General features: G+C 47.7%; 12 protein-coding genes. 11 read left to right on the top strand and 1 reads right to left on the bottom strand.

Going from position 1 to position 18,135, the window contains the following annotated elements; translation table 11 throughout:
• Positions 1 to 43 precede the first annotated feature (43 nt).
• A complete protein-coding gene (locus P6910_RS26080; protein WP_317144142.1) occupies positions 44 to 1,177 on the top strand; it encodes a glycerate kinase in 1,134 nt (377 codons plus the stop codon).
• A 107-nt stretch (positions 1,178 to 1,284) separates the two neighbouring features.
• On the opposite strand, the gene P6910_RS26075 is transcribed toward P6910_RS26080, so the two are convergent.
• Positions 1,285 to 1,503 (bottom strand): hypothetical protein, encoded by a 219-nt coding sequence (locus P6910_RS26075; protein WP_317144141.1) that lies wholly within the window; start codon positions 1,501 to 1,503, stop codon positions 1,285 to 1,287.
• A gap of 419 nt (positions 1,504 to 1,922) precedes the next feature.
• Between P6910_RS26075 and P6910_RS26070 the strand changes: the two genes are divergently transcribed.
• The 10 genes from P6910_RS26070 to P6910_RS26025 all read left to right on the top strand — a co-directional run bounded on the left by P6910_RS26070 (position 1,923) and on the right by P6910_RS26025 (position 18,118).
• Positions 1,923 to 3,491: an FAD-dependent oxidoreductase gene (locus P6910_RS26070; protein WP_317144140.1), complete on the top strand. Its 1,569-nt coding sequence runs from the start codon at positions 1,923 to 1,925 to the stop codon at positions 3,489 to 3,491.
• Between the two features lie 193 nt (positions 3,492 to 3,684).
• Positions 3,685 to 5,535, top strand: coding sequence for a hypothetical protein (locus P6910_RS26065; RefSeq protein WP_317144139.1), 1,851 nt, complete (start codon positions 3,685 to 3,687; stop codon positions 5,533 to 5,535).
• 423 nt (positions 5,536 to 5,958) lie between these two features.
• The gene (locus tag P6910_RS26060; protein ID WP_317144138.1) at positions 5,959 to 7,809 is read left to right on the top strand and encodes an F-box/WD repeat-containing protein; all 1,851 of its coding nucleotides are present in this window, start codon (positions 5,959 to 5,961) and stop codon (positions 7,807 to 7,809) included.
• Positions 7,810 to 8,024: 215 nt separating this feature from the next.
• Entirely contained in the window at positions 8,025 to 9,875 is a 1,851-nt protein-coding gene (locus P6910_RS26055) for a hypothetical protein (RefSeq protein ID WP_317144137.1), read from the top strand.
• A gap of 271 nt (positions 9,876 to 10,146) precedes the next feature.
• Positions 10,147 to 11,997, top strand: coding sequence for a hypothetical protein (locus P6910_RS26050; protein WP_317144136.1), 1,851 nt, complete (start codon positions 10,147 to 10,149; stop codon positions 11,995 to 11,997).
• Between the two features lie 272 nt (positions 11,998 to 12,269).
• Complete coding sequence (locus P6910_RS26045; protein ID WP_317144135.1) at positions 12,270 to 14,108, top strand: F-box/WD40 repeat-containing protein; 1,839 nt, start codon at positions 12,270 to 12,272, stop codon at positions 14,106 to 14,108.
• Between the two features lie 237 nt (positions 14,109 to 14,345).
• Positions 14,346 to 16,190, top strand: coding sequence for a hypothetical protein (locus P6910_RS26040; protein ID WP_317144134.1), 1,845 nt, complete (start codon positions 14,346 to 14,348; stop codon positions 16,188 to 16,190).
• The gene (locus P6910_RS26035; RefSeq protein WP_317144133.1) at positions 16,175 to 16,528 is read left to right on the top strand and encodes a hypothetical protein; all 354 of its coding nucleotides are present in this window, start codon (positions 16,175 to 16,177) and stop codon (positions 16,526 to 16,528) included. Before P6910_RS26040 ends, P6910_RS26035 begins: the two co-directional genes overlap by 16 nt.
• A gap of 441 nt (positions 16,529 to 16,969) precedes the next feature.
• Complete coding sequence (locus P6910_RS26030) at positions 16,970 to 17,638, top strand: epoxyqueuosine reductase QueH (protein ID WP_317144132.1); 669 nt, start codon at positions 16,970 to 16,972, stop codon at positions 17,636 to 17,638.
• A gap of 48 nt (positions 17,639 to 17,686) precedes the next feature.
• A complete protein-coding gene (locus tag P6910_RS26025) occupies positions 17,687 to 18,118 on the top strand; it encodes an H-NS family nucleoid-associated regulatory protein (RefSeq protein WP_317144131.1) in 432 nt (143 codons plus the stop codon).
• Positions 18,119 to 18,135 lie beyond the last annotated feature (17 nt).

Here is an 18,135-nt window from a genome sequence, read left to right as displayed (position 1 = left end):
TGAGGCATCATAAAGACTGGCTGACACGGAAGAGTAGAGACCGATGAAAATTGTCATTGCCCCCGATTCTTTTAAAGAGTGTCTCACGGCTGCCCAGGTAGCCTCTGCGATCGAAACCGGCTTTAAGGAAATTCTTCCTGATGCACAGTACATCAAAGTGCCCGTTGCTGACGGTGGCGAAGGAACACTTCAGTCTCTGGTTGATGCCACTGGTGGACATCTTATAGAAGTGCCCGTCACAGGTCCTCTGGGTCACCAGATTCAGGCTGAGTTTGGCATACTGGGTGACGGCACAACCGCTGTCATTGAAATGGCCAGAGCGTCCGGACTGGAGTTGGTAAGCCCTGATCAGCGTGATCCGATGATCGCGACCACACTGGGTACCGGTGAACTGATCCTCAGTGCACTGGACAGGGGCGTCGAGAAAATAATTGTCGGGATAGGTGGCAGTGCAACCAATGATGGTGGTGCCGGTATGATGCAAGCTCTGGGGGTTCGTTTATTGAACGACCAGGGCAAGGAGTTGCAATACGGTGGGGTGCTGTTATCAAGCCTGAGCAAGATCGATACCTCTAACCTGGATCAGCGCCTGCAAGCAGTTGAGATTATTGCTGCCTGTGATGTTGATAATCCGCTGACCGGTGACAATGGAGCTTCTGCTATTTTTGGTCCGCAAAAGGGAGCAACACCCGAAATGGTAGAAGTTCTGGATCAGTCCCTTGGCCATTATGGCCTGATTATGGAACGCGACCTGGGTGTCTCTGTCTGCGACAGAGCGGGTGCCGGAGCAGCGGGTGGCATGGGGGCGGCATTACTGGGTTTTCTCAATGCCCGGCTGGAGTCGGGTATTGAAATCGTCATGGCTGCTGTTGAGCTGGCTGAAAAGGTCAAAGGGGCCAATCTGGTTATTACGGGTGAAGGCCGCATTGATGGTCAGACTGCTCAGGGTAAAACCCCAGTAGGTGTGGCCCGTATTGCCAAATCATTGGATCTTCCGGTGGTAGCATTAGCCGGTTCAGTTGGGCAAGGGGCAGAGGCCGTTTATGCTCAGGGGATTGATGCCTTGTTTCCTGTAGTTCATGGAGCAGTGACTTTGGAACAGGCACTGATGAAAGGAGAAGAAAACCTGATCAGGACTGCCAGAAATCTGGCTGTGGCTTTGACGATGAAGCTGTAGAACGTTCAGGAGCTAAAGGCTTTTAAGTGTCAACGCTTTTCAGGGGCGATACCGTGCAGGATTTGCTTGCACTTATACGGCCCCCAAATGACCTCTTTGAGGAACGATTACTCTTTGGCTGTTATCAGCAGCTCCGACAGATGACTGCTGAGCATACCAGCAACGAAAACAGCCAAGGCAATGCCCGCACCCGACTGTGCAGACGCCCAGAGAGAGTCCTCCTGCAACACATAGTAATACGCTGTACCAATAAACAGCCAAAGCCACCAGAAACCCAGTGAAGCAATAGCGGCGACTTTCAGCAGCACCGACAATGCAATCCTCATCTTGGTCTTTTCCTCGTTATTGAAGCTGTTGCAAAACTCTGTTTCCCTCGGGGCCTGATTGCGTGGGAGCGAATTGTTAGAGTTTTTTGACAGCCTCGTAGTGTGATGTATTAAAACTGTGATTTCTAAGACTAGCGCCGGGAGTTGCAATCAGGCATCAGGGTTTAACGCAGTCTTTGATTTTTTAATCCTTCAGTCCCTGGCAATGACGGGAGAAAGACCTGAAATTTTGGAAATCGCATTCACAAATAAATAATTTGCTCTATTTTTATCCATTACCTTGGGTAAGTCGTAACCCAATCCATTTCCCAGACGCTCGGGAAATCCGGCAGCTTAATCAGAATCAGGCCGGTAAAGAACAATAAGAGTTATTGGAAAATACTCTGCAACGAGCTGCTGATTGCTGAACACTTTTAAGAATGAAGTCTAAAAATATCAGTAAGGTAGCAGCCTGTCTGCTGCTCACCTTATTTTTGAGTCCGACACTCCGGGCATTGACGCCTTCAGTTGTGATCGTAGGTGGCGGGCCTGCAGCCATGACGGCCGCCCAGACGATTGCCAGATACAACCCAATGGTCAGGATACGGGTGATAAAAAGTCATAAGAGTCAGGGGCAGCTTGAGGGGGCGGGCACCATTGAGAACTGGCCTGGTAGCCTGACAATCTCGGGGAGAGGCCTGCAACAGTTGATGGAAGACAAGGCAAGGAGCAGTCCTAATGTCGAAATCATCGAAGATCATATCGTTGCCACTCAACTGAAGGGAAAAATGAAGATTTTACAGGGGGAGCGCTCCGTCTATTATGCCCCCCTTGTTATATTGGCATCGGGGGCAAAACCTAACCTGCCGACGATTCTGGAGCCCTACAAAGGCAACGGAGTATTTACCTGTACCGATTGTGACGGCCCCAGGTTTGCAGAAAAAGATGTTCTCGTGGTGGGTGGAGGAGCCTCAGCCATTGAACAGGCCATCAGTCTGCTTAGCCTCAATGCCAATAAGGTGCATCTGGCTGTTCAAGGCAGTAGCTTCAAGGCAGAAAGCATCTTGATTGATCTTCTCTACCATGCACTGGAGAGAAGGAAGAAGGCTCTTTTTCTCTATTTTGAACATAATCTGGAGTCTGTTTACATCAATCAGGATGGCTTGCTAAATGCCACTACATTGAGTTTTGAGGGTGGCAGGCGCAAGCTGAGTCTTCCCATTTCTGGCGTGTTCTCAGCCATCGGACAGAAACCTCAATCCAGTATGTACCCTGATATTTGTCTGAATAACAGGGACTATATCCAACGCTATGATCTCAACCAAACCCCATGGTCCCAGCCCTTGATGAAGAGCAACATACTGACACTGGGTTCTGTTGATAGCCCCTTCATTACTCTCCTGATGGCTGCAGCCAGGGGAACCACCACTGCCCAGTGGCTGCATAAAACGGTGACAGAAAGTATTTGGCCGAAAAGGAAGGTCGCTGTTCTTGGCGCAGGGATTGGCGGAAAAACCGCTGCTTTATACGCCAGTCGATCGGGATTTGATGTTGTTCTCATTGATACCCGAAACAGAAAGCCATTGAAAAGCTTCTGGCCAGTCTCTGACAATGAACCCAGCCTGCTCACAAGTCTGGATGAGCAGCTTCTCAAGTTATCCGTTTCTGCAACAACGGCAGATACTATTACCTTGACGCCTTTAGAAAATCTCTACCATGTTCAGGCTGACAATCGTTCCATCGTGGTGGATGGCATCATTGCCAATACACTGGAATACGCGCCAGAGAGCCTGGGAATTGGCTCAATAGCGCTCGAGAGTCTGGATAACGAATACCGTTGGAGCCATACCTGTCAGAGCGGCGTTTTGACTGCAGGGGATGTTGCCGTCCAGCACGACCTGCCCAGACAAGCGATAACGGCCTCTTATTCTGGCTACCTTGCCGGCTTGCGGGCACTTGAGGAAATCCTGATGATGGAAGCGCAAGAAGCACTTCTTGATAGACCCTGAGCAACGACCATCAAGTCTGTTCATTATTTGTTGCGGAGAAAGGCAAAGAAAACGTATGGGCTGGCGGTATTTTTGTTAGTTGTTCTTACCAAGATGTTATGAACTTTCATCCTTAAACCGACTCCACATTACCGCATTAATTTTGAATTTTCTTTCTCATCAAGAACAAATACTCACTTCGAAGATTCCGAACATGAATAGACTGGAAAATAACGGCACCGTCGGCGGTTCACCTCCACCAGAACCCTATCAGACTATATCGACGCAAGCTCCAACGGGTGTCAGTCAGGGAAGAGATGTCACTGTATCTGACGAGAGTAAACCTTCACTGCTCAATCTGTCCGTCGACACACATTTGAAAATTATTGGCTGTTTGGGGCTTAGAGATATTGCCCGTTTAAAACAGGTATCTACCTACTTTCGAGAAGTGATTCAAGAAGATAATTCGCTGGCAAAGGCGTGGTATCCCCGTTTTCCTTCACCACACCAGTTACTGCTTAAGACAATCGTCACTTCAAAAGATGATGATCAGCTCCGTTGTTGGATGGAGCGGTTTATAAATGATAAGGAGTTAATCGATTCACTTATAGAACGCCGAAGCAGTCCTCATTTACCTGCTGTGCTTCATTTCACTAATACCGAACGAAAGTCTAAATTTTGGAGATTTAACTTAGCAACAAAAGCCACTATTTCACATGATAAGCCTGTCAACTCAGCCAGTTTCAGCACTGATGGCAGCCACGTGGTGACTGCCGGTCGAGACGGCGCGGCGAGAGTCTTTGGCCTGGAGGCCGATGGATCGTGGATACCAAAGGTCCTGACTCTTCAACGCTTTTCACGTTCTGCCAGTTTCAGCGCTAATGGCCGCCATGTGGTAATCGTCAGTTGCAACGGCGCAGCGCGAATATACGGACAAGAGGCCGATGGTTCATGGGAACGAAAAGCCGTTATTGTTCGTGAGAACGCTGTCTATTCAGCCACCTTCAGTCCCGATGGTTGTTATTTGGTAATATGCTCTTGGGGTGGCAGTGCGAGAATCTATGGTCTGGAGGCCGATGGTACATGGAAAATAAAAGCCAGTATTTCCGACAGGCAAGGCCTACCGACCTTTAGCTCCGACGGTCGCTATCTGGCGATCGTCGGTAACAATCAGACAGCGCGAATCTTCGGCCTGGAAGACGATGGATCGTGGCAACCAAAAGCCATCATTCGGCACAATAGTCCAGTCATCTCAGCTTGCTTCAGCCCCAATGGCCGCCTTGTGGTAACTGTCAGTGGCGATCGCAATGTGAAAGTCCATGGCCGGGAGATGGATGGATCATGGCAAGAACAAGTCACCTTAAACCATCATCTCTCGATTGCATCAGCCCGCTTCAGCCCCGATAGTCGGTACGTGGTGACTCGTGACCATAGGGTTGCGAATATCTATTGTCAAAGGGACGATGGATTATGGGAGGAAAAAGGCAAGATTTTCCATAATGGTTCGATTCAATCACTTACCTTCAGTTCTGATAGCCGTCATATGGTGACTACCTGTGCTGATAAAACGGCGAAAATCTATGGACTGAAAACCGATGGATCATGGAAAAAAAAAGAGACCGTTTTCCATGGAGATTGGGTTAGATTGGCGACCTTTAGCCCTGATGGCTGCCATGTGGTGACCGCCAGTTGTGATGGTAAGACGAAGATCTACGGCTTGAAGGACGATGGGTCATGGGTGGAGAAAGTGACTATTTCTCATAGTAGCTGGGTCAATTCAGCGACCTTCAGCACGGATGGCCGACATGTGGTGACTGCCAGTAAAGACGGCACGGCGAAAATCTGTGGTCAGATGCTTGATGGAACCTGGTTCGTAAAAGCGACCATTTCCCATGCTGGTCGCGTCAGATCAGCCACCTTCAGCGCCGATGGAGAGTATGTGATGACCGTCGCTGACAATGATTGGGACAATAGTGATTGGGACAATAATGGTAGTCAAACCGTGAAAATCACCGAACTTTCGGTGGAAGATGACATCCTTGAGGATATATGTCGTCTCCTTTGATCTATGACTCTGCGGTTCCCGCGCTGTGCACGGCTATCCATACCTCTGTTCAGGGTAATTGTCTTCAGTAAGTACCTGGCCAGTTGGTTTCGCATATTCTGGCGAGAGGATTTTTTCATCCTTCAAGGCGCAACGACGGTCGCGTAGCCGTAGCTACGCAACCAGAGTTGGAACGCAGAAGGATGGAAAAAGCCGCCGTCCAGAATATGCGAAACCAACTGGTTAGGTACTTATGTATCATCCAGTCTGTTAATCATTTGTTGCGGAGAAAGGCGAAGAAAATGCGTGGGCTGGCGGTATTTTTGTTAGTTGCCCTTAACAACATGTTATGAACTTTCATCCTTAAACCGACTCTACATTACCGCATTAATTTTGAATTTTCTTTCTCATCAAGAACAAATACTCACTTCGAAGATTCCGAACATGAATAGACTGGAAAATAACGGCACCGTCGGCGATTCACCTCCACCAGAACTCTATCAGACTAGATTGGCGCAAGCTCCAACGGGTGTCAGTGAGGGCAGAAATATCACTGTATCTGACGAGAGTAAACCTTCACTGCTCAATTTATCCGTCGACACACATTTGCAAATTATTGGCTGTCTGAGGCTTAGAGATATTGCCCGTTTAAAACAGGTATCTACCTACTTTCGGGAAGTGATTCAAGAAGATAATGCGCTGGCAAAGGCGTGGTATCGCCGTTTTCCTTCATCACACCAGCTTCTGCTTAAGACAATCATCACTTCAAAAGATGATGATCAGCTCCGTTGTTGGATGGAGCGGTTTATAAACGATAAAGATTTAATCGAATCACTCATACAACGCCGAAGCAGTCCTCATTTACCTGCTCTGCTTCATTTCACTAATGCTAAACGAAAGTCTCAATTTAGAACCTTTAAGTTAGCGACAAAAACCACTATTTCAGATGATGGCCTTGTCAACTCGGCCTGTTTCAGCGCTGATGTTCGCCATATGGTGACTGCCAGTTATAACGGCACGGCGAGAATCTTTGGCCTGGAGTCCGATGGATCATGGAAACCAAAAGTCCTCATTCTTAACTGCCATTCATCATGTTCAGCCAACTTCAGCGCCCATGGCCGCCATGTAGTAGTCTCCAGTGACAACTGCACAGCACGTATCTATAGTCAAGAGGTCGATGGTTCATGGGAACGAAAAGCCGTTATTGTTCATGAGGACGCTGTCTATTCAGCCACCTTCAGTCCCGATGGATGCTATTTGGTAACCATCAGTGCAGATGGCGAGGCGAGAATCTACGGTTTGGAAGCTGATGGTGCATGGGTAAAAAAAACCGTCATTTTTCATCAGGATTACTTTGTATCAGCGACCTTTAGCGCCGATGGTCGCTATGTGACGACCGTCGGTAGAGATCACACAGCGCAAATCTTCGGCCTGGAGGACGATGAATCATGGCAACCAAAAGCCATCATTCGGCATAATACTTCAGTCAGGTCAGCCAGCTTCAGCGCCGATAGCCGTCTTGTGGTGACTGTCAGTCGCGATCGCAATGCCAAAGTCCATGGTCGGGAGATAGACGGATTATGGCAAGAACAAGCCACTTTACCCAATGATCTCTCGGTCGCATCAGCTCGCTTCAGCCCCGATAGCCGCCACGTGGTGACTGTCGGTGACGATAACTTTGCGAAAATATATAGTCAGAAGGACGGTGGCTTGTGGGAAGAAAAAGGCATCATTTCCCATAATGGTTCGATTAAATCACTTACCTTCAGTGCTGATAGCTGCCATGTGGTGACTGCCAGTGCTGATGAAACGGCGAAAATCTATGGCCTGAAAGCCGATGGGTCATGGGAAGAGAAAGAGACCGTTTTCCATAAAGATTGGGTAAGATTGGCGACCTTCAGCCCTGATAGCAGCCATCTGGTGACTGCCAGTGACGATGGTATGGCGAAGATCTTCGGCCTGAAGGACGATGGGTCATGGGAGGAGAAAGCGACCATTCCTCATAGTGGGTGGGTCTATTCAGCGGCCTTCAGTACTGATGGCCGACATGTGGTAACTGCCGGTGACGACGGCGCGGCAAAAATCTGTGGTCAGATGCTCGATGGAACCTGGTTAGTGAAAGCGACCATTTCCCATGATGGTTATGTCCGATCAGCCACCTTCAGCGCCGATGGCGACTATGTAGTGACCGTCGCTGACAATAATTGGGACCATGATGGTCGTCGAACCGTGAAAATCACCGAACTTTGGGTGGAAGATGAACCCCTGTGTGAGGATATATGTCGCCTCTTATGATTCATGACACTCCTTTATAGACCCTGAGCAACATCCATCCGTTCTGTTTATCATTGGTTGCGGAGAAAAACACTGAAAATGCATGGCAGCATTTTTGTTAGTTGTTCTTACCAACATGTTATGAACTTTCATCCTTAAACCGACTCTACATTACCGCATTAATTCTGAATTTTCTTTCTAATCGAGAACAAATACTCACTTCGAAGATTCCGAGCATGAATAGAGTAAATAATAACGGCACCCTTGGCAGTCCAGTTCCCCTGATACCTCATGAATCTATATCGGCGCGAGCACCAAAGGGAGTCAGTGAGGGCAGAAATATCAATGTATCTGACGAGAGTAAACCTTCACTGCTCAATTTGTCCGTCGACACACATTTGAAAATTATTGGCTGTTTGAGGCTTAGAGATATTGCCCGTTTAAAACAGGTATCTACCTACTTTCGGGAAGTGATTCAAGAAGATAATGCGCTGGCAAAGGCATGGTATCGACGTTTTCCTTCACCACACCAGTTTCTGCTTAAGACAATCATCACTTCAAAAGATGATGATCAGCTCCGTTGTTGGATGAAGCGGTTTATAAACGATGAAGATTTAATCGAAACACTCATACAACGCCGAAGCAGTCCTCATTTACCTGCTCTGCTTCATTTCACTAATACCGAACGAAAGTCTAAATTTTGGAGATTTAACTTAGCAACAAAAGCCACTATTTCACATGATGAGCCTGTCAAGTCAGCCAGTTTCAGCGCTGATGTCAGCCATGTGGTGACTGCCGGTCGAGACGGCGCGGCGAGAGTCTTTGGCCAGGAGGCCGATGGATCGTGGATACCAAAAGTCCTCACTCATCAAAGCAATTTAGGATGTTCAGCCAGTTTCAGCGCCAATGGCCGCCATCTGGCAATCTTCGGCATCGACGGCACTGCGCATATCTACGGTCAAGAGGCCGATGGTTCATGGGAACGAAAAGTCATTATCGTTCATGAGAGCATTGTCTTTTCAGCCACCTTCAGTCCCGATGGTTGTTATTTGGTAACCAGCGATCGTGATGGAACGGCGATAATCTCCGGTCTGGAGAGTGATGGTTCATGGGTAAAAAAAGTCATTATTCACGGTCAGGATCCCATTGGTTCAGTGATTTTCAGTGCTGATGGTCGCTATTTGGTGACTATCGGTGACGATCATACAGCGCAAATCTTCGGTCTGGAGGACGATGGATCATGGCAACGGGAAGCCATTATTCGCCACAATAGTACAGTCAAGTCAGCCTGCTTTAGCGCCGATTGCCGTCATGTCGTGACTGTCAGTAGAGAGCACAATGCGAAAGTCCATGGTCAGGAGATGGGCGGGCTATGGCAAGAAGAAGCCACTCTACCCCACGTTCCCCCAGTCAAATCAGCCCACTTCAGCCCCGATAGCCGTCACGTGGTGACTGTCGGTGACGATAACTTTGCGAAAATATATAGGCTGAAGGAGGGTGGATTATGGGAAGAAAAAGGCATCATTTCCCACAATGATTCGATTCCATCACTTACCTTCAGCGCTCATAGCCGCCATGTGGTGACTGTCAGTTTTGATAAAACGGCGAAAATCTATGGTCTGAAGGGCGATGGGTCATGGGAGGAGGAAGTGACCATTTCTCATAGGAATTGTGTCATTTCAGCGATTTTCAGCCCCGATGGCTGCCATGTGGTGACTGCCAGTGTTGATGGTATGGCGAAGATCTATGGCCTGAATGCCGAAGGGTCATGGGAGGAGAAAGTGAGCATTTCTCATAATAGCTGGGTCAATTCAGCGACCTTCAGCACTGATGGTCGACATGTGGTGACTGCCAGTCGTGACGGCACGGCGAAAATTTGTGGTCAGATGCTCGACGGAACCTGGTTAGTAAAAGCGACCATTTACCATGCTGGTCGCGTCGCATCAGCCACTTTCAGCGCCGATGGCGACTATGTGATGACCGTCGCTGACAATGATTGGGACGACGATGCTCGTCGTCAAACCGTGAAAATCACCGAACTTTGGGGGGAAGATGACATCCTTGAGGATATATGTCGCCTCTTTTGATCCATAACTCTCTGGTTCCCGCGCTGTGCAAGGTATCCGTACCTCTTTTAAGGATAATTGAACAAAAAATGTCTTCAGGTATGTATCATCCAGTCTGTTAATCATTTGTTGCGGAAAAAGGCAAAGAAAATACAAAGGCTTGCAGCATTTTTGTTAGTTGTTCTTAACAACATGTTATGAACTTTCATCCTAAAACCGACTCTACATTACCGCATTAATTCTGAATTTTCTTTCTAATCGAGAACAAATACTCACTTCGAAGATTCCGGCCATGAATAGACTGGAAAATAACGGCACCGTCGGTGGTTCACCTTCAGCAGAACCCTATAAGCCTATTTTGACGCAAGCTCCAACGGGAGTCAGTGAGGGCAGAAATATCACTGTATCTGACGAGAGTAAACCTTCACTGCTCAATTTGTCCGTTGATACACATTTGAAAATTATTGGCTGTTTGAGGCTTAGAGATATTACCCGTTTAAAACAGGTATCTACCTACTTTCGAGAAGTGATTCAAGAGGATAATGCGCTGGCAAAGGCCTGGTATCGCCGTTTTCCTTCATCACATCAGCTTCTACTTAACACAATCGTCACTTCAAAAGATGATAATCAGCTCCGTTGTTGGATGAAGCGGTTTATAAACGATAAAGATTTAATCGAATCACTCATACAACGCCGAAGCAGTCCTCATTTACCTGCTCTGCTTCATTTCACTAATACCGAACGAAAGTCAAAATTTAGAATATTTAACTTACCTGCAAAAGCCACTATTTCACATGATAAGCCTGTCAACTCAGCAAGTTTCAGCGCTGATGCCAGCCACGTGCTGACTGCCGGTCGAGACGGCGCGGCGAGAGTCTTTGGCCAGAAGGCTGATGGATCGTGGATACCAAAAGTCCTCACTCATCAAAGCGATTTTGGCTGTTCAGCCAGTTTCAGCGCCAATGGCCGCCATGTGGTAATCTTCGGCTGCGACGGCAAAGCGCGTATCTATGGTCAAGAGGCCGATGGCTCATGGGAACGAAAACTCATTATCGTTCATGGGAGCACTGTCTCTTCAGCCACCTTCAGTCCCGACGGTTGTTATTTGGTAACCAGCAGTTGGGATGGAAGGGCGATAATCTCCGGTCTGGAGAGTAATGGTTCATGGGTAAAAAAACTCATTATTCTCGGTCACAATTCCGATGCTTTGGTGAATTTCAGTGCCGATGGTCGCTATTTGGTGATCGTCGGTGAAGATCACACAGCGCACATCTTAGGTCTGGAGGACGATGGATTATGGCAACGGGTAGGCATTATTCGCCACAATAATACAGTCAGGTCAGCCTGCTTTAGCGCCGATTGCCGTCATGTCGTGACTGTCAGTAGAGAGCAAAATGCGACAGTCCATGGCAAGGAGATAGGCGGGCTGTGGCAAGAAGAAGCTACTCTACCCCATGTTCCCCCGGTCAAATCAGCCCACTTCAGCCCCGATAGCCGCCACGTGGTGACAGTCGGTGACGATAATTTTGCGAAAATATGTAGTCTGGAAGAGGATGGATTATGGGAAGAAAAAGGCATCATTTCCCACAATGATTCGATTCAATCACTTACCTTCAGCGCTGATAGCCGCCATGTGGTGACTGCCAGTATTGATAAAACGGCGAAAATCTATGGCCTGAAGGACGATGGGGCATGGGAGGAGGAAGTGACCATTTCTCATAGGAATTGTGTCGATTCAGCGATTTTCAGCCCCGATGGCTGCCATGTGGTGACTGCCAGTGATGATGGTATGGCGAAGATCTATGGCCTGAATGCCGAAGGGTCATGGGAGGAGAAAGTGAGCATTTCTCATAGTAGCTGGGGCAATTCAGCGACCTTCAGCACTGATGGTCGACATGTGGTGACTGCCAGTCGTGACGGCACGGCGAAAATTTGTGGTCAGATGCTCGACGGAACCTGGTTAGTAAAAGCGACCATTTACCATGCTGGTCGCGTCACATCAGCCACTTTCAGCGCCGATGGCGACTATGTGATGACCGTCGCTGACAATGATTGGGACGACGATGCTCGTCGTCAAACCGTGAAAATCACCGAACTTTGGGGGGAAGATGACATCCTTGAGGATATATGTCGCCTCTTTTGATCCATAATTTTCTGGTTCCCGCGCTGTGCATGGTTATCCATACCTCTTTTAAGGATAATTGAACAAAAAATGTCTTCAGGTATGTATCATCCGGTCTGTTAATCATTTGTTGCGGAAAAAGGCAAAGAAAATACAAAGGCTGGCAGCATTTTTGTTAGTTGTTCTTAACAAAATGTTATGAACTTTCATCCTAAAACCGACTCTACATTACCGCATTAATTCTGAATTTTCTTTCTAATCGAGAACAAATACTCACTTCGAAGATTCCGACCATGAATAGACTGGAAAATAACGGCACCGTCGGTGGTTCACCTTCATCAGAACCCTATAAGCCTATTTTGACGCAAGCTCCAACGGGAGTCAGTGAGGGCAGAATTATCACTGTATCTGACGAGAGTAAACCTTCACTACTCAATTTGTCCGTCGACACACATTTGAAAATTATTGGCTGTTTGAGGCTTAGAGATATTGCCCGTTTAAAACAGGTATCTAGCTACTTTCGGGAAGTGATTCAAGAAGATAATGCGCTGGCAAAGGCATGGTATCGACGTTTTCCTTCACCACACCAGTTTCTGCTTAACACAATCGTCACTTCAAAAGATGATGATCAGCTCCGTTGTTGGATGGAGCGGTTCATAAATGATAAGGATTCAATCGATTCACTTATAGAGCGCCGAAGCAGTCCTTATTTACCTGCTTTGCTTTATTTCACTAATACCGAACGAAAGTCTCAATTTAGAACATTTAAATTAGCTACAAAAGCCACTATTTCACATGATGGCTCTGTCAACTCGGCCAGTTTCAGCGCTGATGCTCGCCATATAGTGACTGCTGGTCAGGATGGTAGGGCGAGAATCTTTGGTCTGGAGGCCGATGGATCATGGAAACCAAAAGTCGTCATTCACCAGAGGTACATAGCATATTCAGCCAGCTTCAGCGCCGATGGTCGCCGTGCAGTGATTTTCGGTTACGACGGCACAGCGAGTGTCTATGGTCAAGAGGCCGATGGTTCATGGGAACGAAAAGTCATTATTGTTCATGAGAAATCTGTCTATTCAGCCACCTTCAGTCCCGTTGGTGGCTATTTGGTGACCTTCAGTGGAGATGGCACGGCAACAATCAGCGGTCTGTACGATGGTATATGGATAAAAAAAGCCATCATTTGCAATCAGAGTTGCTTTGGTCCAGCGACCTTTAGCGGCGATGGTCGCTATATGGTGACCATCGGTGGCGATCAGGCAGCGCATATCTTCGGTCTGGAGGACGATGGATCATGGCAACCAAAAGCCATCATTCACCACGATACTTCAGTCAGGTCGGCCAGCTTTAGCGCCGATGGTCGCCTTGCAGTGACTGTCAGTGGCGATCGCATTGTGGACGTTCATGGTCTGGAGATTGACGGATCGTGGCAACCAAAAGCCAGCATTCGCCACAATAGGCCAGTCAATTTAGCCAGCTTCAGCCCCGATAGCCGCCACCTGGTCACTGCTGACGATTTGTCTGCGAAAATCTCTAGTCAGAATGACGATGGATTTTGGGAAGAAAAAGGCATCATTACCCATGGTCCGATTCTATCACTCATCATCAGCACTGATAGCCGCCATGTGTTGACTGCCGGTCTTGATATGGCGAGGATCTATGGCCTGAGGGACGATGGATCATGGCATGAGAAAGTGACCATTCCTCACAAGTGCAGGGTCTATTCAGCGACCTTCAGCACTGATGGACGACATGTGGCGACTGCCAGCGCTGACGGCACAGCGCAAATCTATGGCCTGAAGGACGATGGATCATGGCTGAAGAAAGTGACCATTTCTCATAAGAGCAGGGTCTATTCAGCGAACTTCAGTACTGATGGCCGACATGTGGTGACTGCCAGTGATGACGGCACAGCGGAAATCTGTGGTCAGATGCTCGATGGATCCTGGTTAGCAAAAGCGACCATTTCCCATGGCGGTCCCGTCAGATCAGCCACTTTCAGCGCCGATGGCGACTATGTGATGACCGTCGCTGACAATGATCGTAGTAATAATTGTGGTCAAACCGTGAAAATCACCGAACTTTGGGTGGAAGATGAACCCCTGCGTGAGGATATATGTCGCCTCCTTTGATCCATGACACCCTGGCTCCCACGCCGTGCACGGTGGTCCTTCGACCCTGAGCAACATCCATCCGCTCTTTTTATCATTTGTTGTGGAGAAAACACTGAAAATGCATGGCGGCATTTTTGTTAGTTGTTCTTAACAACATGTTATGAACTTTCATCCTTAACCCGACTCTACATTACCTCATTAATTTAGAATTTTCTTTCTAATCGAAAACAAATACTGACTTTGAGGATTCCGAACATGAATGGACTAGAAAATAACAGCACCACCGGTGGTTCAACTCCACCAGAACTCTACCAGTCTACATTGGCGCAAGCTCCGACGGGTGTCAGTGAGGGCAGAAATATCAGTGTATCTGACGAGAGTAAACCTTCACTACTCGATTTGTCCGTAGACAAGCATTTGAAAATTATTGGCTGTTTGAGGCTTAGAGATATTGCCCGTTTAAAACAGGTATCTACCCACTTTCGAGAAGTGATTCAAGAAGATAGTGCGCTGGCAAAGGCGTGGTATCGTCGTTTTCCTTCATCACACCAGCTTCTACTTAACACAATCATCACTTCAAAAGATGACGATCAGCTCCGTTGTTGGATGGAGCGGTTTATAAACGATAAAGATTTAATCGAATCACTGATACAACACCGAAGCGATCCTCATTTCCCTGCTCTGCTTCATTTCACTAATACCGAACGAAAGTCTCAATCTGGAGCCTTTAAATTAGTTACAAAAGCCACTATTTCACATGATAGCCGTGTCAACTCGGCCAGTTTCACCGCTGATGCCAGCCATGTGGTGACTGCCAGTCAGGATGGCACGGCGAGAATCTTTGGCCTGGAGGCCGATGGTTCATGGAAACCAAAAGTCGTCATTAATCAGGAGGATACATCATATGATGCCAGCTTGAGCGCCGATGGCCGCCGTGCGGTTATTTTCGATTACGACGGCAGAGCACTAATCTATGGTCAAAAGGCCGATGGATCATGGGAACGAGAAGTCATTATTGATCATGAGGACGCTGTCCATTCAGCCGCCTTCAGTCCTGATGGTTGCTATTTGGTAACCAACAGTCAAGATGGTATGGCAATAGTCAGCGGTTTGGAAGCCGATGGTACATGGGTAAAAAAAACCATGATTCCCAATCAGAATTTCTTTCTTCCAGCGACCTTTAGCGCCCAGGGTCGCTATATGGTGACCATCGGTGGCGATCAGAATCAGACAGCGCAAATCTCCGGCCTGGAGGACGATGGCTCATGGCAACCAAAAGCCATCATTCGGCACAATTATTCAATCAGTTCGGCCAGCTTCAGCGCCGATAGCCGCCTTGTGGTGACTGTCAGTAACGATCAAAATGCCAAAGTCCATGGCCTGGAGATTGACGGGTCATGGCAACCACAAGCCAGCATCCGCCACAGGAGGTCAGTCAAGTTAGCCAGCTTCAGCCCCGATGGCCGCCACCTGGTCACTGCTGACGATTTATTAGCGAAAATCTCTAGTCAGAATGACGATGGATTATGGGAAGAAAAAGGCATCATTTCCTATCAAGGGATTCTATCACTCATCATCAGCACTGATAGCCGCCATGTGTTGACTGCCAGTCATGATGGTATGGTGAAGATCTATGGCCTGAAGGACGATGGATCATGGCAGGAGAAAGTGACCATTTCTCACAAGAGCAGGGTCTATTCAGCGACCTTCAGCACTGATGGCCGGCATGTGGCGACTGCCAGTGATGACGGCACGGTGAAAATCTATGGCCTAAAGGACGATGGAACATGGCAGGAGAAAATGACCGTTTCTCATAAGAGCAGGGTCTATTCAGCGACCTTCAGTACTGATGGCCGACATGTGGTGACTGCCAGTGATGACGGCACGGCGAAAATCTGTGGTCAGATGCTCGATGGATCCTGGTTAGTGAAAGCGATCATTTCCCATCTCGGTCCAGTCTTGTCAGCCAGCTTCAGCGCCGATGGCGACTATGTGATAACCGTCTCTGAAAATGATCAGGATGGTGTTCTAGATGTGAAAATCACCGAACTTAGGGTGGAGGATGAACCCCAGCGTGAGGGTATATGCCGCCTCTTTTGATCCGTGGTTCTGGCCCCCACGCTGTGAGGCTGTCGCAAAACTCTCTCCAGCGTGGGAACGAGTTGACTCCCGTCATTCCCGGCGTCATTCTCGTCATTCCCGCCTTCATTCTCGTCATTCCCGCGAAGGCGGGAATCCACACTGACTCACCACCAGAACCCTACTGCCCGGTGCCCCCCTGGCCTTGTCATCCCCGAGAAGACAGAGATCCACCGTTGGCGCTGGATTCCCGCCTTCGCGGGAATGACGACCTCAGAGCATGGGAACGAGTTGTTGGGCTTTTGCGACAGCCTTGCTGTGCATGGGTATCCATTCTCCTGTTCAGGCCATTTGAATAAAAATGTCTTTTATTGGACTCCTCAACAAGGCCTGGTAAAGGTCTTCGATCGATGATTGGCCTTGAATCAATAAATGACAAACCTGTTGGTAATGCCTGAACTCCCGAAAGGCACTCTGATGGAAATAGATGATGATGGTCATTATTTCACTGGGCGACAGTTTTGATATATCACTTTTGCGCTATTGGCATCGCAGACAAGTTGCTTATGCTGCTCGGTTGCAAAACTCAGGCAGAAATCATCGACATCAGAGAATACACTGGTCATAGACACGAAGCCTTCGGTAGCTGTCTATGGTTTGGTATTTTGACGGTAGCTAAGATGTCTGGAGCTTTTCTGCGTTGAACTCACCTTAACTCATGGATATAAGAAAAAAGCATTTCTCAATTGATGCGTTTGCTATTTAACTGATGATTACAACTGGATTCAGGTATCCGTATTATGAATTCACCCTACTCTGCAGATAACTATCAAAGGCCTGTCCTGAAGTCTCCCAACGGCTCAAGGAGAATTTTACTGCATTCTTGTTGTGCACCTTGTGCCTGCGAAATCATTAGTGCCATTAAAGCCTCTGGTTTTGAGCAGACGGTATATTTTTATAATCCTAATATTCATCCTCTGGAAGAATATGAGTTAAGGAAAAAAGAGAACAAGCGTTACTGTGAAAAAAATGACATCAAATTTATTGATGCCGACTATGATACTGAAAACTGGTTTGATCGTGTTAAGGGTTACGAGGACGAGCCGGAGCGTGGAGAAAGATGTTCAATATGCTTTTCGATGCGTTTTGAGAGAACAGCGTTGTATGCTTTTGAACATGGGTTTAATCTCATCTCTAGTACATTGGGTATTTCTCGCTGGAAGAACCTTGAGCAAATCAATCGCTGCGGCGTTGAAGCTGCTGGTCGGTACCCGGACCTGACGTACTGGACTATTAATTGGCGCAAACAGGGTGGCGCTTCAAGAATGGTTGAAATTTCCAAAGATCAGCATTTCTATCAACAGGAGTATTGTGGCTGTGTGTATAGCCTGAGAGATACTAATCGATGGCGAATGAGTCGGGGTCGCCCTAGAATTAAACGACTTATCAAGTTTTATGGTGAACGCTGAAGGGTGCCTTCACAAGCTGACGGCATTTGTTTGATACACTGAGGTCTGATGATGAATATATTTGATGAACTTCTGCATCGTCTGGGTAGTAAAACCAGAATCCGTTCTCTCTTCAAGGATGTGGGTATGGATGAGATGGAGCGCATCATTAACCGGTTGAATGAGGTGCTGGAAGAAAAAAATCAGGAAAAAGAAGCCGCTGATATAAAAAGAAAACAAAAGCTTCAGAGCGTAGAAGAGATCAAGAAAGTCATGGAGGCCAAAGGCCTCTCGATGTCTGACCTGAATCTTTTACAAGAGGTAGGCAAGGAAGGCAAGCGTAAGAGAAACGTCTCCAAACATAACTTTGAGTTTCAGACAAACTCCGGAGACACGGTGCGCTGGTTCGGCTCAACAACAGGACGCCTGCCCAAAGATTTTCAGGACTATCTGGATCGTACCGGTAAAAAGCGGATTGAATGTGTTGTTGAAAGCGAGTAGTTGTTGATGATGATGGT

Origin of the sequence: Endozoicomonas sp. 8E, from assembly GCF_032883915.1 — a bacterium.
GTDB lineage: Bacteria > Pseudomonadota > Gammaproteobacteria > Pseudomonadales > Endozoicomonadaceae > Endozoicomonas_A.
The sequence above is the reverse complement of the archived record's forward strand: the minus strand, read 5'-3'. Positions and strand labels throughout refer to the sequence as shown.

Excerpts from the sequence above, each read along its gene's own strand:
- P6910_RS26050 (WP_317144136.1), top strand. The coding sequence starts at position 10,147 with ATGAATAGACTGGAAAATAACGGCACCGTCGGTGGTTCACCTTCAGCA.
- P6910_RS26040 (WP_317144134.1), top strand. The coding sequence starts at position 14,346 with ATGAATGGACTAGAAAATAACAGCACCACCGGTGGTTCAACTCCACCA.
- P6910_RS26035 (WP_317144133.1), top strand. The coding sequence starts at position 16,175 with ATGCCGCCTCTTTTGATCCGTGGTTCTGGCCCCCACGCTGTGAGGCTG.
- P6910_RS26065 (WP_317144139.1), top strand. The coding sequence starts at position 3,685 with ATGAATAGACTGGAAAATAACGGCACCGTCGGCGGTTCACCTCCACCA.
- P6910_RS26055 (WP_317144137.1), top strand. The coding sequence starts at position 8,025 with ATGAATAGAGTAAATAATAACGGCACCCTTGGCAGTCCAGTTCCCCTG.
- P6910_RS26025 (WP_317144131.1), top strand. The coding sequence starts at position 17,687 with ATGATGAATATATTTGATGAACTTCTGCATCGTCTGGGTAGTAAAACC.
- P6910_RS26075 (WP_317144141.1), bottom strand. The coding sequence starts at position 1,503 with ATGAGGATTGCATTGTCGGTGCTGCTGAAAGTCGCCGCTATTGCTTCA.
- P6910_RS26045 (WP_317144135.1), top strand. The coding sequence starts at position 12,270 with ATGAATAGACTGGAAAATAACGGCACCGTCGGTGGTTCACCTTCATCA.
- P6910_RS26030 (WP_317144132.1), top strand. The coding sequence starts at position 16,970 with ATGAATTCACCCTACTCTGCAGATAACTATCAAAGGCCTGTCCTGAAG.
- P6910_RS26080 (WP_317144142.1), top strand. The coding sequence starts at position 44 with ATGAAAATTGTCATTGCCCCCGATTCTTTTAAAGAGTGTCTCACGGCT.
- P6910_RS26060 (WP_317144138.1), top strand. The coding sequence starts at position 5,959 with ATGAATAGACTGGAAAATAACGGCACCGTCGGCGATTCACCTCCACCA.
- P6910_RS26070 (WP_317144140.1), top strand. The coding sequence starts at position 1,923 with ATGAAGTCTAAAAATATCAGTAAGGTAGCAGCCTGTCTGCTGCTCACC.